This is a genomic window from Pseudonocardia oceanicola, assembly GCF_047200735.1.
Classification (GTDB): Bacteria; Actinomycetota; Actinomycetes; order Mycobacteriales; family Pseudonocardiaceae; genus Pseudonocardia.
The window spans coordinates 1-20,456 of the sequence record NZ_JBJZON010000036.1 but is presented as its reverse complement, the minus strand read 5'-3'; the positions used below and the strand labels follow the sequence as shown (position 1 = coordinate 20,456).

The window sequence follows — 20,456 nt, the reverse complement described above, 5'->3', positions numbered from 1 at the left end:
TCTTACAGCGGTGTGAAGCCGGAGATCTTCCAGGTTCCCTCGACGTTCTCCATGGCCACCCGGACGCGGCTGCCGGACGGAGCGCCCGCGGGCGAGTTCCCGGCTTGCGAGGCCTGGTTGACGAACATCAGCACGTTCACCGTGTCGCCCTCGCGACCGATGACCGACGAGCTGACGACCTCGGTGCGGGTGGAGACCTGGTCCCGCTCGGCGGCGGGCACGACGACGTTGCGCAGCAGGTTCACGTAGTCGTCGCCGAACGGCCCGGTGACCAGCCCCGCGTACCGGTCGACGTCCTTCGCGACGGTGGTGTGGTCGTAGGTCAGCAACTCGCTGACGGCACGGTCCGCCGCACCGTGCGCGTCCGCCTCCTCGGCCGCCGCGGTGGAGTGTCGCACGTGCAGGACGAACAGCGTTGCCGCCGCGGCTGCGAACACCGCGATCGCGACCAGCAGACCGATCCGGACGGCCCTCGGCTTCCGCTGGGCCAGCCGGCCCGCACCGCGGGCCGGGGCACCGACCTTCTCGAGAACCCCGTTCACGGCACGAACTCCACGTTCGAGACGAGCCAGCGGCCGTCGTCCTGGTGCTTCATCTCGATCATCATCCGGTAGTACCTCTGCTCCCCGTCGGGGACCGTCTTGTTCTTGACCGTCGAGCTCACGGCGACGAGCGTCTTGGCGGTGTCGCCGTCCAGGCTCTGGATGCCGGCCTCGTCCACCTTCCCGGTGGAGGTGACGGCGCCGTCCTTGATGACGCCGACGTAGGCCTGGGTGTTGGAGCGGAACAGGTCGCCGAAGTCGCCGGTGGAGGCGTCGACGACCCGCTGGATGTCCTGCTTCGCGGTGTCGTGGCTGATCGTCGTGAGCGTCGCCCCCACGGTCCGGGCCGTGTCCAGCACTGCCGCCTTCCGTTGGTCGGTCGCCCGGTCCCCGAGGAACAGCGCCCCCGCCCACACGGTCGCGCCGAGCAGGAGGACGGCCGCCGCCGCGAGGGCGACGAGCAACCGGCGCCGGCCACGCCCGATACCGCGCCGCGGCCCGAGGGTCGCGCTGTCGGGCGTGTCCGCGGTGTCGGCCACCTCGTCCTGGTCCGTTGCCTCGGTCGTCGCGGCCTCGTCGACCGTGTCGGCCTCGTCGACCGTTTCCGACTCGGTGGTCGACCTGGTCTCCGCCGGAGGCTCCGGACAGCTGTCGACCCGCTCGACGGGAGTGTCCTCCCCGACCACGCCCTCTTGCGCATCCTCGTCGACGACCCTGTCGGGCACGAGGTCGTCCACGACGACCCCGTCGAGTGGCTCCGCGCTCGCGCGGGCGTCCCGCGCAGCGGCTGTCACGGTCGTGCCGGGGTGGGTAGCAGTAGCCCTTCCCACGTCTCCTCCTCCGTGATCGGTTGGTTGTCCGAGGTCCCACCGACGCCGGCGAGCGGCTCGGCGAAGACCGGCTGGTCGTTGACCGGCGTCTGCAGGTCGATCCGGGGGTGGCCGAGGGTGGTCGGGCGGAACCCGTCCCCCACGCACTCCTGGATCAGCGCCGCTCGCCGTCCGGGCGGGGAGCCCGGCTCGAAGCACGGCAGGTTGCGCGCGCCCCGGGCCAGCGTCGGGTCGTTCTGAGGGATCTGGCAGTACGAGTTCGCGGGCAGGTCCTCGTCGGCGGTGTCGTACGCGTTGCGGGCGCCACCGGGCTTGCCCGGCGGGACCCATCCGTAGTTGCAGGCGGGCGGGTTGACGTTGGTCTGGATGTTGAGCCGGATGTCGCGCTCCTGCCCGGGCGGTGCCGCCGACCGCTCCGCGGCCATGATCATCGGGTAGATGACCAGGACCTGCTCGATCGGGGCGTGGTAGGCCTCCGCGAGGTGGGTCAGGATGCCGGTCGTGTCGAGGAAGTCCGGCACGGACCTGCCGAGCGACGAGATCAGGTCGTCGGCCTTGGTGGCGGCCCCCGGCACCGTCGTCAGGATCGACCGCAGGCTCCCGTCGCTCGCCCGCAGCTGGTCGGTGAAGACGCCCAGGTCGGATGCCCAGGATCGGATGGCGTCGCTGGACGCGAGCTGCGGGGCGGCGAACCGCGGGAAGTCGTTGAGCAGCCCGACGGTCTGGTCGTAGTTCTCTTGCGCGGTCCGGGTCAGCTCCGCGGTGTCGTCCACCAGCCGCCCCAGGTCCGGCCCGATGTCCCGGAAGGCCTTGTCGGCCTGGTCGAGCAACACGCTGAGCTGCTCGTTCGGCACCGACGTCAGCAGGGTGTCGGTCGTGTCGAGCACGTCCGCGATCGGCACGGGCACGTTCGTCCGGTCGAGGGGGATGACGTCCCCGTCGGCGAAGGCCGGGCCGTCGTCCCCGATGAGATCCACGTACTGCTCGCCGATCGCCGAGACGCTGCGGATCTCCGCCCGCGAGTCGGCGGCGGGCGCCTGCGAGGCGTCGATCGACATGTCGACCTCGACTCCCGCGGGCACGAGCCGCACCCCGGTCACCTTGCCCACGGTCACTCCGCGGGCCGTCACGTTGGCGTTCGGGTAGATCCCACCGGCGGCCGGGAACTGCCCGGTGACGGACACGTGCCCGAGGCCGAGCAGGCTCGGCACCCGCACGTACACCAGAGCGATCAGGAGAGCCGCGACGATCGTCAGCACGGTGAAGATCACCAGCTGGACGCGTACGAAGCGCGTGATCACGGGTCAGCCTCCGTTCCGGGCGCCGGGCGGCATCTCGCCGGGCTCGAGCAGCGGGACGCCGTCGATCCGGGGGATGAGCGGATCGATCACCTGGCTGGTGGCGCCCCCGTGCTGGAGCGCGGTCTCGACGGCGCCGAGCTTCCCCTGGAACGGGGTGCCGGTCAGCAGGCCCTGGTCCAGGCTGCTGAGGGTCACGTCGAGGGTCACGTAGAAGTTGATGTAGTCGCCCTGGAAGACCTCGTCGAGGTTCTTCAGCGGGAACAGGATCGTGCCCAGCAGCCCGAGCGAGCCGGTCAGCGAGGTCCCGGCGTCGGCCAGTCCGCGCAGGGCCGGCTCCAGGTTCGCCACGTTGGTGGCGATGTCGTCCGCGGAGCGCTGCACCACCTCGTCGGTCGCGTTGCCGAACTCGCTCAGCGCCGACAGCGTGTGGGTCAGTTCCTTGCGCTGGTCCTCGAGCACCGCCAGAGCGGGCGGCACCGTGTCCAGCGCCGTGTCGATGACCTGACGCTGCTCGGCGATCCGACCCGACAGCCGGTTGAGACCGTCGATCGCGCGGATGATGTCGGCCTTCTGCTCGTCGAGCCCTCGCGCGAACGTGTTGAGCTGGGTGAGCAGGTCCCGGAAGTCACCGGTTCGCCCGTCGAGCGCCTTGTTGACCTCGTAGGAGATGGTCTTCAACTGCTGGAGGCTGCCACCGTTGAGCAGGGTCGCCGTGGCGGCCAGCACCTCCTCGGTCTCCGGGTAGGCACCCGAGTGGCCGAAGTCGATCACCGAGCCCTGCGCGAGCCGCCCCTGCGGGGCCTCCCCGGCGGGCGGGGGCGCCAACTCGATGTACTTGGCGCCCAGCAGGCTGACCTGCCCCACCTTGGCGACGGTGTTGGCCGGCAACGTGATCTCCGGGTCCAACCCCACGGTCACGACGGCCGTCCAGTCGTCCAGCCGGATCGAGCGGATCGAGCCCACCTCGGTGTCCCCGACGCGGACGGGGTTGTTCGGCACGAGGTCACCCACGTCCTGCATGTGGATGGTCACCTCGTAGGCGCCGTCGGCGTGGCCGCCCGTGCCCGGGAGCTGGAAGTCGTTCAGCCCGGTGTAGTCGCAGCCGGCCAGCACCGCGCCGACCCCGACCAACGCCACCAGCCTGACGATCCCCTTGGCGAGGCGTCTCATCAGTTACCACCTCCTGGGAACTGCAGGCCACCGAGTCCCGGCACGTCCGGGTTGAGCGGCAGTTGCTTGGCGGCCGGGGGCTGCGGCTCGACGGGCCCGGGGTTGCGCTCCGGGGCGCCGCCGCCCTCGACGGCGATCGGGTTCGGCCCGGCAGGCAGCGGGCTGACCCGCAGCATCTGCAGGATCGGGCCGAAGTAGCCCTTGCAGGCCTTGGCGCCGGTCTCGGGATCCGCGGCGGCACCGGCGATCGCCGTACAGGCCAGGTCGGCGGGCGAGTTCGTGTTGTCGACGACGACGGCGCCGCCGATCGCTCCCGTCCGGGCGCTGAAGATGTTGAAGAAGTTCATCATCGTGCTCGGCCCGACATGGAGCACCTGCGCCAGATTGTCGCGGGACGCCGCGAGATTGCGGGTGACCTCGCCGAGCCGGTCGACCGACTCGGTCAGCGGCCCGCCGGTCTCGTCGACGAAGGCGTCCACATCGCGTGCAGCGCGGTCGATCCCCGCGAGCGCCTGCCCGAGGTCGCCGCTGGAGTCCGCCAGCACCCCGGACACCGACGCCAGGCGGGTGTTGAACTCGGCGATCTGGCCGTCCATCTGGCCGAGGGCGGACACGAACACCTGCAGGTTGCGCACGGTGCCGAAGAGGTCCTCCCGGCCGTCGGCCAACGTCTGGACCGCTGCGGAGGCCTGCTTGACCATCTCGTTGAACTTCTCGCCGTTGCCGCCGTCCGCATTCGCCGCGGCGACCTGGACGAAGCGCCGCAGCGCCCCGTCGGCGTCGACACCGTCCGGTCCGAGCTCCTTGCCGACCCGCTGCAGCTGGTCCTTCAGGTCGTCGTACTCCAGCGGGGACACGGTCTTCTCGACCGGGATCACGCCGCCGTCGTCGAACTGTGGTCCGCCCTTGTAGGCGGGCGCCAGCTGCAGGTACCGCGTCGCGACGAGGGTGGGCGTCACGATCGCCGCAGTGGGGTTCGCGGGCACCGGGTACTTCGCATCCCACGAGAAGTCGACGCGGACGCGCCGGCCCTCGGGGACGATCGCGTCGATCTCACCGACGTCGACGCCCTGGATCCGGACCCGGTCACCCGGGTAGATGTTCTTCACGGACGCGAAGTACGCCGTACCCTTGTTCGTGCCGCCGCCCAGTACGAGCACGAGACCCGCGACGATCAGCACCGCCACGACGGCGACGGTGAGGATGCGGCCGGCGGCGGTGGCCAACCGGCCCTTCACAGCGGTCATTCCGCTCATCGGTCGTTGCCTCCCAGGCCGACGAGGTCTCCGACGCCCGGCAGGCCGCCGAGGGTCTCGCCGTTGAACGTGTGGCCGGGATCGGGCAGCGCCAGCCCCGGCACGAAGTCGTTGACCGGAAGCACCGTCAGCGGGATGCCTGCGAGGTCGGCGTGCCCGTTGAACCACGGCCCGCTCGCCAGGCCCTCACCGAGGCCAGTGATGAAGCCCGCGACCCGCTCGATGGCCGAGCTGATGTTGCCGTTGTTGCGCTGCAGGATCGCCAACACCTGGTTCAGCTCGGTCAGCGTCGGCGCGAGCCGGTCGTGCTGCTCGTCGACGAAGCCCGAGAGCTGATCCGTCGCCGCGGTCGTGCGGACCAGGAGCTCGCGGATGATCGCGCGACGGGCCTGCAGCTCGTCGAGCAGCGCGTTCCCGTCCGTGATCAGGTTCTGCAACTCGCCGGTGTGATCCTTCAGCACGCCGGTGACCTGCTCGGCTCGCGCGAACAGGTCCCGCAGGGCCTGGTCGCGCGAGGCCAGGGTCTCCGAGAGCCGGGCCACGCCCTCGAATGCGGGCCCGATCTCCTCGGGTGTGCCGCGGAACGCGTCGGAGATGCTGTCCAGGGCGTTGCCGACCTGCGCCATGTCGACCTCGCCCGTCGTCCGGCTCAGGTCCTCGATCCCTTCGGTGAGGCTGTACGGCGACGTGGTCCGCTCGACCGGGATGGTGTCCCCCGCCGACATCGACTCCGCCCCGCGCGACTCGACGTTCAGGTACCGCTCCCCGAGCAGCGTCTGTGTCTTGATCGCCGAGGAGGTCAGGTCGCCCAGCCGGACGCCCTTCGCCGTGAACGTGACCACGACGTCGCCGTCCTCCAGGTCCACGTCGGTGACCTTGCCGATCTCCGAGCCCGACATCCGGACCTTGTCGCCCGACTTCAGGCCGCCGCCCTCGGCGAACCGAGCGTGGTAGGTCGACCCCGCGAAGAGCGGGATCTCGGCCAGTTGGAAGGACCCGAACAGCAGGGCCGCCAGGCCGGCCAGCGTCACCAGGGCGATGACGACCGGGCTCTTCTCGCGGAACCTGACCTTCATCGGTCACCCCCTTGGGCCGCTGCTTCCTTCGCCTCGCGCTGCTCGGGCGTCTCCAGCGGGTTCGCGTCGTAGTTGCAGCGCGCGACGTTGTCCGACGGCCCGATCCACGGCGTGAACCGCGGATTGCCGTCCGGCCCCGTCACCTTCGCCCGCAGCGAGCAGACGAAGAGGTTGTAGGTGGAGCCCCGGGACCCGACGCGGGCGATCCGGAGGTACGCCCCCGGCAGCATCCGCAGCGACTCGTCGATCGTCGTGGCCCCCTCGTTGACCTGCACGGAGGCCCGCTTCAGCTGGTCGACGGTGCCGACCAGCGGCCCCCGCACCTTGCCGAGCAGGGTGTCGATGCCGCCGACGAGCCGGTTCGTTCCCTCGAGGGACTCCCCGATCGTCTTCCGGTCGGAGGCCAGGCCCGTCGTCAGCCGCTGCAGGTTGGTGATCGTGGCCGCGAGCTCGGGCGAGCGGCGGTCGAGTGTGTCGAGCACCTGGTTGAGGTTGTCGACCGTCTGGCCGATGGCCTGGTCACGGTCGGCGAGGGCGTTCGTCAGGGACGCCACCCTCGACAGCAGCGACTCCAGGTTGCCGCCCTGCCCCTGGAACACGGCCACGATGTTCGAGGTCAGGCCGTTGATGTCCTCGGGGGACAGTCCTTCGAGCAGCGGGTGGAAGCCCGCCAGGAGGACGTCGAGGTCGAGCGCACCCCGGGTCTGCTGCACCGGCAGCTCACCCCCGGCGGCGAGCGGGGCCCGCGATCCCTCCGTGCCCGGGGAGATTTCCAGGAACCGGTCACCGGTGAGATTGAGGTACTTGACGGCGAGCTGCGCGTTCTGCGGGACCGAGCGGGTCTCGGCGACGTCGAAGCTGACCCGGACACGGTCCTGGTCCTCGACCACGACGTCGTCGACCGTTCCGACCTTCACCCCGGCGACCCGCACCGAGTCACCGGCCTGCAGGCCGGAGGTGTCGGCGAAGATCGCGTCGTACCGCGCGGCCTTCGGGCCGACGAACCCGGCCCCGAGCTCGATCGCGACCAGGGCGAGCACGGCGAGCGTCGCCACCACGAAGAGGGACGACTTGATCAACGGCCCCAGGACCGCCTGGGACGACTGTCTGCTCATCGGTTACCTCCCAGCAGTCCGCCGAGCAGGCCGTCGGAGCCCTGCTCCGGGGTGGGCTCGCCCGCCGGGGCCTGCGGGTGAGCCGGAGCCGCGGGCTGGGCCGGCGCCGAGCCGGAGGGGTCCGCGGCACCCGGGTCCGTCACCGGCGGGTTCTCGGGGGCACCCGGCGCGGGGGTGCCCGCCGGGCCCTGGCCGCGGTCCGACACCGGCCCGAACAGGTAGGCGTATGCCGGCGGGTCGCCGAAGCGCAGCGTGCTGTCGCCGCCGTCGGGGTTCGGCTCGCCGCCCTTGTCGACGTTCTCGACCAACGAGTCCGGCCAGCGCAATCCGTCGAGGTCCGGCAGGCCGTGACAGTTCGGGCCGTTGTCGGCACCGACCACCGGCAGCTGTCCGGGGTTGTCGTACGGCCGGGCGCCGGGCTGGAGCGTCACGTCGGCGCTCACGCCGGGGACCTGCCCACCCTGGTTGGCCTCCATCAGCTGGCGATTGACGTCCACCCCCTTGAGGAAGCAGGCGAACTCCGGCGAGTACTCGCGGAGCAGGTCCGTCGTCGGCAGTGCGGTGCGCATGACGTCCGTCAACGGGTCGCCGTTGCGCAGGAAGAAGTCCCGACCGGTGTCGGAGAAGCGGGTCAGCTGGAAGAAGAAGCTGTCCAGGTTCGCCTGCTGCTCCACCACGGTACGGCTCGTGACCGTGACATCGTCGACCAGCTTCAGCAGGTCCGGCGCCACGTCGGCGTAGAGGTTGGTCAGGTCCGCGCCGTCCTTCACGGTCTCCTGCAGCTGGGGCAGGTTCTCGTTGAACCTCCGCAGGTAGGCGGCCAGCTCGGTTGCCGTCTCGCCGATCTTCTCACCGCGGCCCTGCAGCGCGCTCGAGGCGTTGCCGAGCACCGACGCGACCTGCGAGGGCTTGAGCGTGCGCAGCACCTCGTCGAGGTGCTGGAACAGTGTGTTGACCTCGACGGTCACCCGCTGGGCGGACAGCGAGTCGCCGGCCGCGAGCGTCCGCCCCGACGGCGTGTCGGGCGCGGTGAGCGAGACGGTCTTCGCCCCGAACGCCGTGAGCTGCTTGAGCTGCACGCGCGCGTCGGCCGGGACCATCGAGAGGGTGTCGGGGTTCATGTGGAGGGAGATGTCGACGGCGTCACCGCCGTCGACGACACGGACGGCGCCGACCTCGCCGACGTCGACCCCGCGGAGCTGAACCCGGTTGCCCGGGTACATCTGCAGGCCGGAGCGGTCGGCTCTGAGCGACACGTCCGCGTAGGGCACGAACGCCTTGGCGTAGACGGCACCGCACAGCGCGAAGAAGCCGAGCACGATCGCGAGCAGGACGAGTGCGCCCGCGCGGTGCTTCGTTCGGGAGACGAGGGAGGCCACGGTGCTACCCCGAGATCCGGAAGGCGTCGGAGTCGCCGTAGAGCGCCATCGCGATCGCGAGGTTGACGGCGAGGACGGCGATCAGCGAGCTGCGCACGGCCTTCCCGACCGCCAGGCCCACTCCCGCGGGCCCGCCCGAGGCGGTGTAGCCGTAGTAGGTGTGGATGAGGATCACCACGACCGCGATGCCGATCGCCTGGGCGAACGAGTAGAGCACGTCCTGCCACTGCAGGAACGTCGTCATGTAGTGGTCGTAGGTACCCGCCGAGAGGCCGAAGAAGTCGACCTGGGTGAGCTGCCAGCCGATCCAGCCGCCGACCATGGCCATCGCGAAGATCGGGATGATGGTGATCATGCCGGCGACGAGACGGGTCGTGACCAGGTACGGGAGTGAGCGCACCCCCATGACCTCGAGGGCGTCGATCTCCTCGGACACCCGCATGGCGCCGAGCTGGGCGGTGAAGCCCGAGCCGACGGTCGCCGCGAGGGCGGCCCCGCCGATGATCGGGGTCAGCAGCCGCGGGCCGATGATCGCCGAGGCGAACCCACCGAGTGCCTCGAGGTTGAGGTTGCTCAGCGCGTCGAACGTCTGGACGCCGCCTGTGACGCCGGCGAACATCGTGATGAAGAACGTGATGATGGACGAGCCGCCGATGACGGCGAGCGCGCCGGTGCTCATGCCGACCTCGGCGACGAGCCGAACCTGCTCGGTCTTGTAGCTCTTGATCGCCTTCGGGGTCCACGCGATGGACTTGCCGTAGAACGCGGCCTGGTCGCCGAGGTCATCGAGCAGTCGCACGGGCACCCGGAGGACCGAACGCACGGACATCAGTGGCCTCCGACGATCCCGAGCGAGTACGGGATCTGGGTGAGCAGGATGTTGATCGGGAAGAGGGCGAGGAAGGTGTAGACGACCGTCTCGTTCACCGCGTTGCCGACGCCGCGAGGGCCTGCCGCACAGGTCATTCCGCGGTAGCAGCCGATGAGCGCGCCGACCATGCCGAAGACGACTGCCCGGACCTCGCCGTGGACCAGGTCGGGGAACCCGACGAGGAGTTTGAGCGAGTCGACGTACTGTCCGGGGCTCGCGCCCTGGAGGTAGACACCGAACACGTAGCCGCCCGCGAGGCCGATGAGGATCATGACGCCGTTGAGCAGGAAGGCGTTGACCGCCGTGGCGAGAACACGGGGCACGACGAGGCGATGGATCACGTCGATCCCGAGCACCTCCATCGCGTCGAGCTCCTCGCGGATCTTCCGCGCCCCGATGTCGGCGCAGATCGCGGTGGAGCTCGCCCCCGCGATGATGAACGTCGTCGCCACGGGGCCGATCTGGGTCACCGTCGCGAAGCCGGAACCGGAGCCCGACAGGTCGATGGCGCCGATCTCGACAAGGATCAGGTTGAACTGGAAGGTCACCAGCGCGACGAACGGGATGCCCAGCAGGATGGCCGGGCCCAGCGACACGCTTGCGACGAACCACGTCTGCTGAACGAACTCGCGCCAGTGGAAGGGCCGCTTGAACATCGCGACGAAGGTGTCGGCGACGAAGGCGAAGAAGGCGCCCATGGGGCGCACGGCCCGCCCGAGGATGGGCGGCGCCGTCATCCGTCCCCTCCTCGGGCGAGCACGATGCGGACGTCCTCTAGCACGTCTGCCTCCTCTTCGAGACCGGATTAAGTTGACGGCGGAATCGGGGAGCGCAGCCGCCGTACGAGTGCGGACCCAACCGGGTCCTACAGGAGGCAACGAGCCGAGCAGTGACAAGTCACGGGCCCTGTAAACCCCCTCCGCGAGTTCACTCGAATGGCGGTTAAAAAACCTACGTCCGCTCAACGCATCGTCCGCAGGGGCGGGTCGGCACGCACGACGGCGGGGGCCGGTTCATCCGGCCCCCGCCGCTTTGGGCTGCAGAAACGTGACGCTACAGTCTCGCCTTCGACTTCGCCTGTGTCCCCACGGCCGAGCCACTGTCTGAGGACTCGCCGTCGATGCCGACCACGACGCCGGTCGAGTGCGGTGCCTCGGCCACGAGGTGGCGGCCGAGCAGACGCACCGTCGCCGCGATCCCGCCGACCACGGTGAGCGCCGCGAGCGAGACGAGCCACATCGGAGGGTCGTCCACGGAGTGCCGCACCGAGAGGTAGAGGATCCCGGTGCCGAACAACCCTGCCGCGAACGCCTGCGGGATGATCGCAACCAGCGACAGTCGCTTGCCAAAGGTGTCGAGCAGCGGCACGAGCCGGTAGACGATAATGCCGCCCACCAGCGCCGACATGGCGTTCGTGAAGCCCAGGAAGATCGGGTAGCCGAGGACGACGAACGGCTGGCTGTCCTGGTACCCGTACACGCCGAGCACACTGACGAACGTCATCTCGGCGACGATCGCCATCCCCACGATCGCGCCGTACATCCGCCAGACGCTCCGCATCGTCGGACGGCGGGCGAGCGACCGTGCGACGAAGACGGCCGCGCAGCCGTAGAACGCCGAGTAGCAGATCGGGACCCACACCGGCTGGGCGCTGCCGAAGGTGGTGTAGAGGTTCCACTGCCCTTCACGGTTGAAGTGCAGGCCGTACATCAGGTCGAAGAATGGCTCCATCAGCGAGGTGACGACGCCTGACGCCAGAACAAAGAACGGCCAGACGATCCGCTCCCTGCGGTACAGGGTGACCACGTAGGTCACCGCCGCCACGGCCAGCACACAGGACAGGATGACCGCGATCAGCTGCCCGACGGGCGGCACGGGCGTGTCGACCGCCTGGGATCCCAGGGGTGCCATCATGGGCTCAGCCCACCGCAGGCAGCAGGTAGGACGGCAGCTCGGCGACCGAGTCCGCGTGCAGCCCGATGTATGCAAACGGCACGTGGTAAACCACGAGCAACACCGTGAAGCAGTACCCGACCACCGCGAGCGTGGAGACGGTCTCGCGCCAGCGCGGCGACACCCGGTCCAGCCCGTACTCGACCGGACTGCGCCCGTCGGGCGACTCGCTCGCCCGCATGTACAGCCACGTGAAGGCGAGCCCGACGAGTGCGACCAGGAAGGCTTCGCTCAACGGGTACTGGAAGTGCGAGCCCGCAAAGAGCGTGATCGCGCCGACCGTTCGCGGGTACCCGTACGCCTCGGTGAGCCGGATGATGATGTTCTCGACGACCAGGTCGAACAGGAACGCCTCGACAAACAACAGCAGGTAGACCTGGGGCCTACTGAGGCTCGGGAACCGCCTACGCAGGAACCTCGCGGTGTTCAGGGCCATGAGCGCCACGAACGCGCAGAAGTAGATGTACATCGGGAGGCCCCAGAGGAACGACTCCGCGTACTGCCCCGGCGCGTCGGACTGGTGGAGCGGGAGCCATGGCGACCAGACACCGGTGTTGATGTTGTTCTGGTTCCAGGCGAAGAGGTACTCGTTGTTGTTGAGGAAGGCATCGAGAACGAAGCCGACGACACCCCCCAGGATCATCTTGCCCATCAGACTGATCCGGCCGTCTCGACGCAGCGGCTTCACGATGCCGGACCAGAGGAAGGCGACCAGCACGATCACGCTGACCGCCTCGACGCAGCGGAGCGCGACCAGACGCCACGTCGCCATCTCGTCGGGCCCCTGGACCGGCACCGGGGTGAACGAGTCGGAGGCGATCCAGTTCGAGTACGCCCACACGGACAGGATGATTCCGAGGAGGCCGATGGTCGCCCAGACGCCGACACCGCCTCGGCGTCCGTACTTCGTCTCCTCAGCCGTCGCGGATGCGGCGGCCGGCGCTGGCAGCACGCCCGGCGCCGGTTCCTGGGTCTGTGTCATGGTCTGCCCCTCACCTCCTGGAGAACGGCGCCCGAACAACGCCATCCCCATCTCATCAAAATTTACGTTAAATTATAGTTCGTGCCGACTCATCACTCGCAGGTCGGCCCTGCCGAGTCCTCCGCGGCCATGCTGAGCGAGGTCAGGACGAAGCGAGTGATCATTACGCGCTCGGTCGCCTCGTCAAGTGACCGGCGGAGGATGATCGACGCGTAGACCGTCTGCAGCCAGTCGGCTAGATCGACATCGGGAACTCCCGCCCTCAGCAGCCCGGACACGCGTGCACGCCGCAACCAGGGGAGCCAGAATCCCACGCCACGAGCACGAACGGAGTCCAACCAGAGCACCTCGTGCAGCGACACGGGACTCTCCTCGCCGAGCAGCCTTCGCAGCTCGGCGTCCAGGCGAATGCCCCGGATCACCCCGATCGACGCGGCGACGAAGGAGTCAGCGTCCAGCCCCACGCCCCAGTCGTGCGGAGCGAGCTCGTCGGCGAGTTCCCCGACCCGCTCGGCAGCAGCCGCCTCGATCAGATCTCGCCTGTTCGCGAATATCCGGTAGACGAGCTGGCGGCTCACGCCGCTCTCGTTCGCGACGTCCGACATCGTGGTCCGACGGACTCCACGGTCGGAGAAGCACCGGCGTGCAGCAGCGACGATGCGCTCCCAGGACGGCGGACGATCCACCTGACCGGAGTCAGGTCGCACCGTACCGCCCGGCGGCAACGCCGCGACGCCGTCGGTTGGCTGCCGCTCTTGAGTTGCTCGCATTGGTCCCCTTCGATGACCCCGACCCCGGGCCGTCCGCTTACCTCGACGGCGCTCAGCCGGACTTGACGAGCCGGCAGATCTCCGCCGACGCCTCGACCGTGACCTTTGGATCGGTGGGGATCAACAGCGGCGCGAGGTCTGCGATCAAGTTCAGCGAGGCGCCTGCCTCCGCGAAGGGCCGCACCTGGTCAGCGATCTGTCGGGGAGTGCCGTGGAAGAAGGTCTTCCGCACCATCTCCGGAGTTACCTGGTCGATGATCTCGGCGATGTCGTGGGGCGACATCGCGTTCGGCTTCATGTGGAGCGCGTAGTGCCAGTCCAGCGGCATGACCGGCTCGACCCCCTCCGGAGCCCAGTCGGCCATGTTGATCCGACCACCCGTCGCCGCGTACCACTTGAGCAGCGGACTATCGACGTAGCGCTCGAAATCGTCGTCCTCATCGAGAATGAAGACGATGTGGTGGAGGGCGAACGTGAAGCTCTCAGGGTCGCGGCCGATCTCGGTGAGGGTACGGCGATGCCCCTCGATCGCCTGCCCGTACTGGTCGGGATCCGCGTACACGAACGGAGCGCCGGTGCCGAACCCGTCGGCGTACCGCAGGGCCATCTCCGTGAGCTTCGGACCACCGCCCATGGCGATCACCTCGGGGAGGCGGTCCTTCCCCGCGTTCCCCACCCAGGCGTCCCTCAGCTTCCACAGCTCACCGTCAAAGTCCACCAGGTCGCGCTCCTTGAGCAGCAACCGGAGGATCTGGAACGTCTCATCGAGCCGTTTGAGGCCGAGAGACCGCTTGCGACCGAACGGCGCGATGTGCCGAACCTCCCCGGCTCCCAAACACAGCGACGCCCGCCCCTCGGTCGCCATCGCCAGCGTCAGCATCGTCTGAGCGAGCTCAGCCGGCTCACGGCGGGTGGCATCGGTGCACACGGCGAAACCGAGCCGATCCACGCCCGCGAGGGCGAACGCCGCGGTCGCGAACGGGTCCTGCAGCGAGTCCATATCCGGGATCATCGCCGCAAGCGGAGTGTTCTCCGGCGTCCAGAGGCTGTTGGGCCACCAGCTCGTCATCTGGTCCCAGAGGACGAACTGGTCGATCTGACCGGTTGCCTCGAGCGCCTCGGCGTACTCCGAGGCACCGCGGGGGTCGAGGTACCGGGATGCCCAGATCCCGATCCCGGTGCGAACGTCGTTGGTCATCGTCACCGTCCTTGTCGGCCCGCTCAGGGCATGTGGAGTTGACAACTGAGCCCTTTTGTCAACCATGACGGCTTAATATGTATTCGATACGGAGGCAGGTGTCAAGCAGGTCACACCGCTGGGCCAAATGGACGTTACGGATGGTCAGCCCTGAGGAGGTGCGCCGCCAGCCATGCTCAGCGAGGTCAGCACGAAGCGCTCGATCATGGCCCGCTCCGACTCGGGGTCGATGTGTCGACGCAGGATGATCGACGCGTAGACGGTCTGCAGCCAGTCACCCAGGTCGTCGTCCGAGAGGTCGGCGCGGAGCACGCCCGCCCGGCGGGCCCGCTCGAGCCAGGGTGCCCAGAACGCCACCCCCATCTCCCGCACCGAGTCCAGCCACAGCACCTCGTGGAGTGAGACCGGGCTTTCGTCACCGAGCAGGTTCTGGAGCTCGCGGTCCGTCCGGATTCGCCGGATCACAGCGACAGAGACGGCGACGAACTGCTCTGCACCCGACCCTTCCTCCCAGTCGTCGGGCGTAAGATCCGCCGCGAGCTCGCGGATCCGAGCGATCGCGGCAGCTTCGATGAGCTCTCGACGGCCGAGGAAGATCTTGTAGACGAGTTGCCTGCTGACGCCGCTCGCAGTCGCAACATCCGACATCGTCGTCCGTCGGATGCCGCCCTCGCGGAAACACTGGCGCGCTGCGTCAAGGATGCGGTCCTGCGAGGCAGGCCGCCGGGCCTGGTCAGCCTCGCCGTCCACCACGACCGTGAACCTCGCTTCGATCATCCGGCCGCGCCCGCGGCAACATCACAACGACGGGGACGTTACCCGTCGCCAGGAGCGATGCCCCAGCCACCCTCTGTCACTGAGGCCCGCGGTCACCTGGCCTCAGCCACCCGGACGCTCGGACAGAGCCGCGCCATGCAAGAACAATCGCGTGACATGCTCGATGATGGCCCCGCGCTCGGGGCGCCGACTCGGGTCCGCCGGCAGGAAGATTCGATGCAGGACAGTCACCGACATGATCGAGCCGAACAGGAGTCGCAGGGAGAGCTCCAGACTCTCCGGCGGGACCCACCCTCGCCGGTCGGACTCCGGCTGCACCGTCCTGACAAGATCATCGAAGTGCCGGCCGACCGTAGCCAGCACGCGGTCGGCCGTCTCCGGATCCAGCCGGTCCTCGGCCGTAATGAGGCCAAGCATCGCCTCCCGATGAGAGGCACAGATGTCCACGATCACAGTGACCAGCCCGCGCATGTAGCGCTCGTCGTCCCACGGCGCGTCGACCTGCTCGCGCCAGAGGTGCAGGTATCTCTCCTGGAAGTCGACGAGTGGTTGCAGGACCGCAGCGACGAACAGCTCCGACTTGTTCGGGAAGTGACGATAGAGGGCTGAGCGAGCCACGCCCGCCCCGCGGGCGATCTCGTCCAGCGTGGCGACCTCGAATCCTCGCTCCGAGAAGATTCGCACAGCGCTCTCCACAACGAGTGCTCGCACTTCGGCGGGAGTCCTTCTCCTGCGCGCGATGGGGGCCTCCACGGGCCCCGAGCTTAGAGGTCGCGCGGATTGATCACGTCTCGGTCGCGGCCGGGTGTCGAGGGGAAGGAGCGGGCACGGGCCTGCCGATCATGAAGTTGTCTACGCTTCGTGATCGCCTGGAGGCCACGTGCCCGCCCTGCCATCATGGCTGGCCGAACCACTGTGGGACCAGTTCGCCGCGCTGCTACCCGTACGTGACGAGTTCGATCCCACCCATCCGTGGGGCTGCCACCGCGCCGGACCGGCGACCGGATCGTGTTCGACAAGCTCATCCAGGTTCTGCGGTTCGGCTGCTCCTACGAGGCGATCGCCGAGGCCACCTGCTCGGCGAGCACGCTGCGCGCCCGCCGCGACGAGTGGATCCGCCTCGGCGTGTTCGCACAGCTGCGGCGGATCGCCCTCGACGCCTACGACCGCATCGTGGGCCTGCTACTCGACGACATCGCCGTCGACGGCTGCATCACCAAAGCCCCCGGCGGCGGCGAGTGCGCCGGGCCTTCCCCGGTCGACCGGCGCAAACAGGGTCTGAAACGCTCACCCCTGGTCGAGGCCACCGGCATCCCACCGGGCCGGGTGCTGGCCGGGGCCAACCGCAACGACTCCCCGCTGCTGGGCCCAACGCTGGACCGACTCCGCCGAGCTCGCCCCGCTCCCCGACCACGTCACCGTCCACCTCGACGCCGGCTACGACTCGCACAAAACCCGGGACCTGCTCGACGAACGTGGCCTGCACGGCGAGATCGCGCACAAAGGCGAGAAGGCACCGATCCAGCCACCCGACGCCGGCACATCGAACGGACCAACGCCTGGCACAACGCGTTCAACCGGCTGCAGCGCTGCTACGAACGACGCGAGATCGTCCTCGACGCGTTCTTCGACCCCGCCGACGCGATCATCACCGTCCGTAGCCTGATCCGACAAGCCTGGACCACCCACCGCTGGAACACACGACCCGTCCGCCGCCCATGATCAACACATCAATTCGCGCGATCCCTTAGTCGCCGCCCCGGGGCAGCGGCACGACGTCAAGGGACACTCTGTCCCTTGACAAGGGACAGAGTGTCCCTTCTACTTCTCCGGTACACGTCTGTGTCCACAGCCGAAGGAGGATCGATGACGATCAAGGTGGTCCAGTGGGCAGTCGGCTCGATCGGCAAGGAGGCGGTGCGGCAGATCATCGCGCACCCTGATCTTGAGCTGGTAGGTGGCCTGGTCTACTCGGAGGACAAGGACGGCGTCGACCTAGGAGTCCTGGCAGGGATCGAGCCCATCGGCGTAGCCGCGACGACGAGTCGAGGTGCGATCCTTGCGCTCGACGCCGATGTGGTGCTGCACATGCCGATGATTGGCCCCCGCGGCGGCGAGAGCGGCTCGTTGATGGAGCAGAACGACGCCGACGTGGAAGCCCTCCTGCAGTCGGGAAAGAATGTCATCTCGATCTCGGGCTACATCTGGCCCGGAATCCGCGGCGAGGAGGCCACGGCCCGGTTCCGACGCGCCGCCGAGGCCGGGGGCGCGACGCTGTTCGGGACCGGCATCAACCCGGGCTTCATGATGGACCGGCTCGGTCAGGTCGCTGCGAGCCTCTGCCGCAAGGTCGACTCGGTCGCGGTCACCGAGTGGTGGGACACCAACACCTACCCGGCTATCGACGTGCTCCGGGATCTCATCGCGATGGGGCGGCCGGCCGATTGGATCTCGAGCGACTCGCCTCTGGGCGATGTCATCGGGCAGTTCTTCTACGAGTCGCTCGCCCTCGTCGCGACGTCGCTCGGCGGTCGCGTCGAGCGCTTCGAGCGCTCGCTCGAGGTCGGCCTCGCAACCCGCGACATCGTCCTCCAAGCGACCGGCCTCGAGGTGGCCAAGGGCTCCATCGGCGCCGTGGCGTGGACATGGAGCGCCGTCGTGGACGGGAAGCCGTTCGTGTCGATCCAGGACAGGTGGATCGGCGACCACGAGATCCCAGGCTGGGGACCACGCCGACACGATCACTGGGAGGTTGTCGTGAGCGGCGAGCCGGACGTGACGGTCGCTGTCGACCTGCACCATCCGAAGAGCAACGCCGGCACGACTGACCCGCTCGTCTGCAGCACCGTGGCTATCGTCCTCAACTCGATCTCCGCAGTGCAGGCCGCACCCGCGGGCCTCATGTCCTTCCAGACGCTGACCCCCGCGTTCCGATCGAGCGCTGCCGTTGTGGGCTGACGTCATGATCCACCGGCACCGACTCGACTGGACCGTGCTGAGCAACCCCGGGCGGCGAGGACGCGGAGCCAGATGTTGATCACCGCGATGGGCATGGTGTCCGCGTAGCGCAGGGCGAGCTTGTCGTACCGGGTGGCCAGTGCGCGGTGCTGTTTGAGCACGTTGATGCTGCACTCGACCGCGACGCTGCTTGCAGATCTGCTCGCCGACGACCGGTGGAAGGCCGCCGGCCGAGCCACGTTCGCGCCGGTGGGCCTGCTGGTCGACCTTGATCTGGATCGTTGCGGCGATCTTGCGCTCGCGCAGGCAGGTAGACGCGGTTGTACCCTCGAGGGCCTCGATCGAGGTTCCGCGAATTCTGCGAACGTGAGATGGGCCGGCTGGCGATCATGCACCTCAGCTTGCCATCCATCGGCCTCAGGACGAGAGACGAACCGGGCCGGTTGAGCGGATCGGATGCGAGTGTCGACACCACGGGAGGCGAGCCTCGAACCATCGTGACGTGGCCGGGCCCATGCCGAGCATACGGGCGGCGAGGAGCGAGCTGTATGTGTCGACATCGTGCCTCAGCCCGGGCATCGCCCCTCTGAGCGGACAGAACCCCGCCTCGACGTGTCGGACGAACGAGTCGGCACCGAAGTGGGTCGTTGGCCCGTGTTGTGAGCCGAAGCTCAAGAAGACGGTTCCCGCGCCGTCGCGGTCGGAGCACACGACAGGCTGGGAACCCGCCTCCCGCAGTGCCCGGTCCAGTTCCCAGTGCTGCAGGCAGGGGAGATCGGCAAGAAGGACCGCCGCTGGAGAGTCGTCGGCGCGGGCCGACAACGCCCAGGCCAGCGAATCGTTCAGGGACTGCGATCGAGGTTCGAGCAGGACCGAGGCGCCGCAGACCCGCGCCTGTCGGGCGACGATCACGTCAGGAGTCACGACGGTGACACCGTCGACGCGCCGTGCACGCCGCGCGGCCGCAATGGTGTCGGCGAGCATGGCCAGAACCAAGGCTGCCTTTGCGGGGGCGGCTTCGGCGGGAAGTTCGAGTCGACTCTTCGCGGCGGCGAGATCCTTCACTGGAACGAGCAGTTCGACTGCACGTGTCTCCGGCCGCCGACGCGCCAACGACACGGTTGAAATCACCGCAACGCTCTGAGCCTGGGCAGGACGTCCTCGGAGAACTGGGTGAGGAACCGCTCCTGGTCGCGGCCCGGCCCGTGGAACACCAGGTGGTTCAGGCCCGCGTCGAGGTACGGCTTCATCTGCGCCATGGCCTCGTCGGGATCCGAGGCGATGATCCACCGTCTGGCGACCTGCTCGATCGGCAGTTCGTCCGCGAGGCGCTCCATCTCCTCCGCCGAGTCCACAGTGTGCTTCTGCTCGGCGCTGAGCGACAACGGGGCCCAGAACCTGCAGTTCTCCAGCGCCAGGTCAGGGTCCCGGTCGTAAGAGAGCTTGACTTCGATCGTCCGGTCAATGGAGTCCGAGGCGCGCTCCCCCTTCTCAGCGCCTTCTGTCACGGCCGGCATCAGCTTCTCGGTGTAGAGGTCCATACCCTTGCCCGACGTGCAGATCATTCCGTCCGCGACTCGACCGGCGTAACGGGCGACCTGAGGACCACCCGCGGCGATGTAGATCGGGATCGGTCGCTCCGGACGGTCGTATATGGACGCGTTGACGAGCTTGTAGTACTCCCCCTCGAAGTCGACGTGCGACTCGGCCCACAGGGCGCGCATCAGCGACACCGACTCACGCAGTCGCGCAAAACGCTCCTTGAACTCCGGCCACACCATGCCGGACACGGCGACCTCGTTGAGCGCCTCACCAGTGCCTGCGCCCAGGATGACGCGGTCGCCGGTGAGCAGCGCCATGGTGGCGAAGGTCTGCGCCATCACCGCTGGGTTGTAGCGGAACGTCGGGGTTGTCACCGACGTGCCGATCAGCACCCGCCCGGTGCGCTCCCCCACCGCCGCCATCCAGGTCAGGGCGGATGGTGCGTGCCCGCCCCGATGCCGCCAGGGCAGGAAGTGGTCCGACACCCAGACGCTGTCGAGCCCGACCTCCTCTGCGCGCACGGCGTACTCCACGAGGTCCCGCGGGCCGAACTGCTCCGCCGAGGCCTTGTAACCGATCTTCAGGTTCATGGCTTTCCTATCGTGCGGCGATCAGAGGGATGTGCGTGCAATCGAGAGCAACGACGGGCTCGCGGTAGGTCGTGCTCCGCTGGCGCACCGGGCGCCCGGCGGCGGCGGCGATCGCCGTCAGCTCCTCCACCGAGCGTTCGGAGCCA

General features: G+C 68.7%; 20 protein-coding genes and 1 pseudogene. 2 read left to right on the top strand and 19 right to left on the bottom strand.

Annotation, left to right across the window (positions count from 1 at the left end):
- Positions 1–2: 2 nt before the first annotated feature.
- From ACL02T_RS31725 to ACL02T_RS31650, 16 genes are all read right to left on the bottom strand, one after another.
- A complete protein-coding gene (locus ACL02T_RS31725; RefSeq protein ID WP_412834496.1) occupies positions 3–542 on the bottom strand; it encodes an Rv1363c family protein in 540 nt (179 codons plus the stop codon).
- Positions 539–1,336: an Rv1363c family protein gene (locus ACL02T_RS31720; protein WP_412834495.1), complete on the bottom strand. Its 798-nt coding sequence runs from the start codon at positions 1,334–1,336 to the stop codon at positions 539–541. Before ACL02T_RS31720 ends, ACL02T_RS31725 begins: the two co-directional genes overlap by 4 nt.
- Entirely contained in the window at positions 1,333–2,673 is a 1,341-nt protein-coding gene (locus ACL02T_RS31715; RefSeq protein ID WP_412834494.1) for an MCE family protein, read from the bottom strand. The genes ACL02T_RS31720 and ACL02T_RS31715 overlap by 4 nt, the downstream gene beginning before the upstream one ends.
- Positions 2,674–2,676: 3 nt before the next feature.
- Positions 2,677–3,843, bottom strand: a complete 1,167-nt coding sequence (locus tag ACL02T_RS31710; protein ID WP_412834493.1) for an MCE family protein — start codon at positions 3,841–3,843, stop codon at positions 2,677–2,679.
- Complete coding sequence (locus ACL02T_RS31705; protein ID WP_412834492.1) at positions 3,843–5,090, bottom strand: MCE family protein; 1,248 nt, start codon at positions 5,088–5,090, stop codon at positions 3,843–3,845. Before ACL02T_RS31705 ends, ACL02T_RS31710 begins: the two co-directional genes overlap by 1 nt.
- A gap of 5 nt (positions 5,091–5,095) precedes the next feature.
- Positions 5,096–6,175: an MCE family protein gene (locus ACL02T_RS31700; protein WP_412834491.1), complete on the bottom strand. Its 1,080-nt coding sequence runs from the start codon at positions 6,173–6,175 to the stop codon at positions 5,096–5,098.
- Entirely contained in the window at positions 6,172–7,290 is a 1,119-nt protein-coding gene (locus ACL02T_RS31695) for an MCE family protein (protein WP_412834490.1), read from the bottom strand. Before ACL02T_RS31695 ends, ACL02T_RS31700 begins: the two co-directional genes overlap by 4 nt.
- Positions 7,287–8,669, bottom strand: a complete 1,383-nt coding sequence (locus ACL02T_RS31690) for an MCE family protein (RefSeq protein WP_412834489.1) — start codon at positions 8,667–8,669, stop codon at positions 7,287–7,289. The genes ACL02T_RS31695 and ACL02T_RS31690 overlap by 4 nt, the downstream gene beginning before the upstream one ends.
- A 4-nt stretch (positions 8,670–8,673) precedes the next feature.
- A complete protein-coding gene (locus ACL02T_RS31685) occupies positions 8,674–9,498 on the bottom strand; it encodes an ABC transporter permease (protein ID WP_412834488.1) in 825 nt (274 codons plus the stop codon).
- Complete coding sequence (locus ACL02T_RS31680; RefSeq protein WP_412834487.1) at positions 9,498–10,277, bottom strand: MlaE family ABC transporter permease; 780 nt, start codon at positions 10,275–10,277, stop codon at positions 9,498–9,500. Before ACL02T_RS31680 ends, ACL02T_RS31685 begins: the two co-directional genes overlap by 1 nt.
- A 316-nt stretch (positions 10,278–10,593) precedes the next feature.
- Positions 10,594–11,454: a hypothetical protein gene (locus tag ACL02T_RS31675; protein ID WP_412834486.1), complete on the bottom strand. Its 861-nt coding sequence runs from the start codon at positions 11,452–11,454 to the stop codon at positions 10,594–10,596.
- 4 nt (positions 11,455–11,458) lie between these two features.
- Entirely contained in the window at positions 11,459–12,475 is a 1,017-nt protein-coding gene (locus ACL02T_RS31670) for a spirocyclase AveC family protein (RefSeq protein WP_412834485.1), read from the bottom strand.
- Positions 12,476–12,567: 92 nt separating this feature from the next.
- The gene (locus tag ACL02T_RS31665; protein WP_412834484.1) at positions 12,568–13,245 is read right to left on the bottom strand and encodes a TetR/AcrR family transcriptional regulator; all 678 of its coding nucleotides are present in this window, start codon (positions 13,243–13,245) and stop codon (positions 12,568–12,570) included.
- Between the two features lie 52 nt (positions 13,246–13,297).
- Positions 13,298–14,509 (bottom strand): LLM class flavin-dependent oxidoreductase, encoded by a 1,212-nt coding sequence (locus ACL02T_RS31660; protein WP_412834483.1) that lies wholly within the window; start codon positions 14,507–14,509, stop codon positions 13,298–13,300.
- 78 nt (positions 14,510–14,587) lie between these two features.
- The gene (locus tag ACL02T_RS31655) at positions 14,588–15,196 is read right to left on the bottom strand and encodes a TetR/AcrR family transcriptional regulator (RefSeq protein ID WP_412834482.1); all 609 of its coding nucleotides are present in this window, start codon (positions 15,194–15,196) and stop codon (positions 14,588–14,590) included.
- Positions 15,197–15,322: 126 nt separating this feature from the next.
- Positions 15,323–15,904, bottom strand: coding sequence for a TetR/AcrR family transcriptional regulator (locus tag ACL02T_RS31650; protein WP_412834481.1), 582 nt, complete (start codon positions 15,902–15,904; stop codon positions 15,323–15,325).
- 196 nt (positions 15,905–16,100) lie between these two features.
- On the opposite strand from ACL02T_RS31650, the pseudogene ACL02T_RS31645 reads away from it, so the two are divergent.
- Both ACL02T_RS31645 and ACL02T_RS31640 read left to right on the top strand, forming a co-directional pair.
- Positions 16,101–16,942, top strand: a pseudogene (locus ACL02T_RS31645) (IS5 family transposase).
- Between the two features lie 144 nt (positions 16,943–17,086).
- Complete coding sequence (locus tag ACL02T_RS31640) at positions 17,087–18,178, top strand: NAD(P)H-dependent amine dehydrogenase family protein (protein WP_412834480.1); 1,092 nt, start codon at positions 17,087–17,089, stop codon at positions 18,176–18,178.
- A gap of 2 nt (positions 18,179–18,180) precedes the next feature.
- Here ACL02T_RS31640 and ACL02T_RS31635 read toward each other — a convergent pair whose 3' ends face one another.
- From ACL02T_RS31635 to fgd, 3 genes are all read right to left on the bottom strand, one after another.
- Positions 18,181–18,339, bottom strand: a complete 159-nt coding sequence (locus tag ACL02T_RS31635; RefSeq protein ID WP_412834479.1) for a hypothetical protein — start codon at positions 18,337–18,339, stop codon at positions 18,181–18,183.
- A gap of 256 nt (positions 18,340–18,595) precedes the next feature.
- On the bottom strand, positions 18,596–19,243 hold the full coding sequence (gene cofC, locus ACL02T_RS31630) for a 2-phospho-L-lactate guanylyltransferase (RefSeq protein WP_412834478.1): 648 nt from the start codon (positions 19,241–19,243) through the stop codon (positions 18,596–18,598).
- Between the two features lie 62 nt (positions 19,244–19,305).
- Positions 19,306–20,310, bottom strand: coding sequence for a glucose-6-phosphate dehydrogenase (coenzyme-F420) (gene fgd, locus ACL02T_RS31625; RefSeq protein WP_412834477.1), 1,005 nt, complete (start codon positions 20,308–20,310; stop codon positions 19,306–19,308).
- Positions 20,311–20,456 lie beyond the last annotated feature (146 nt).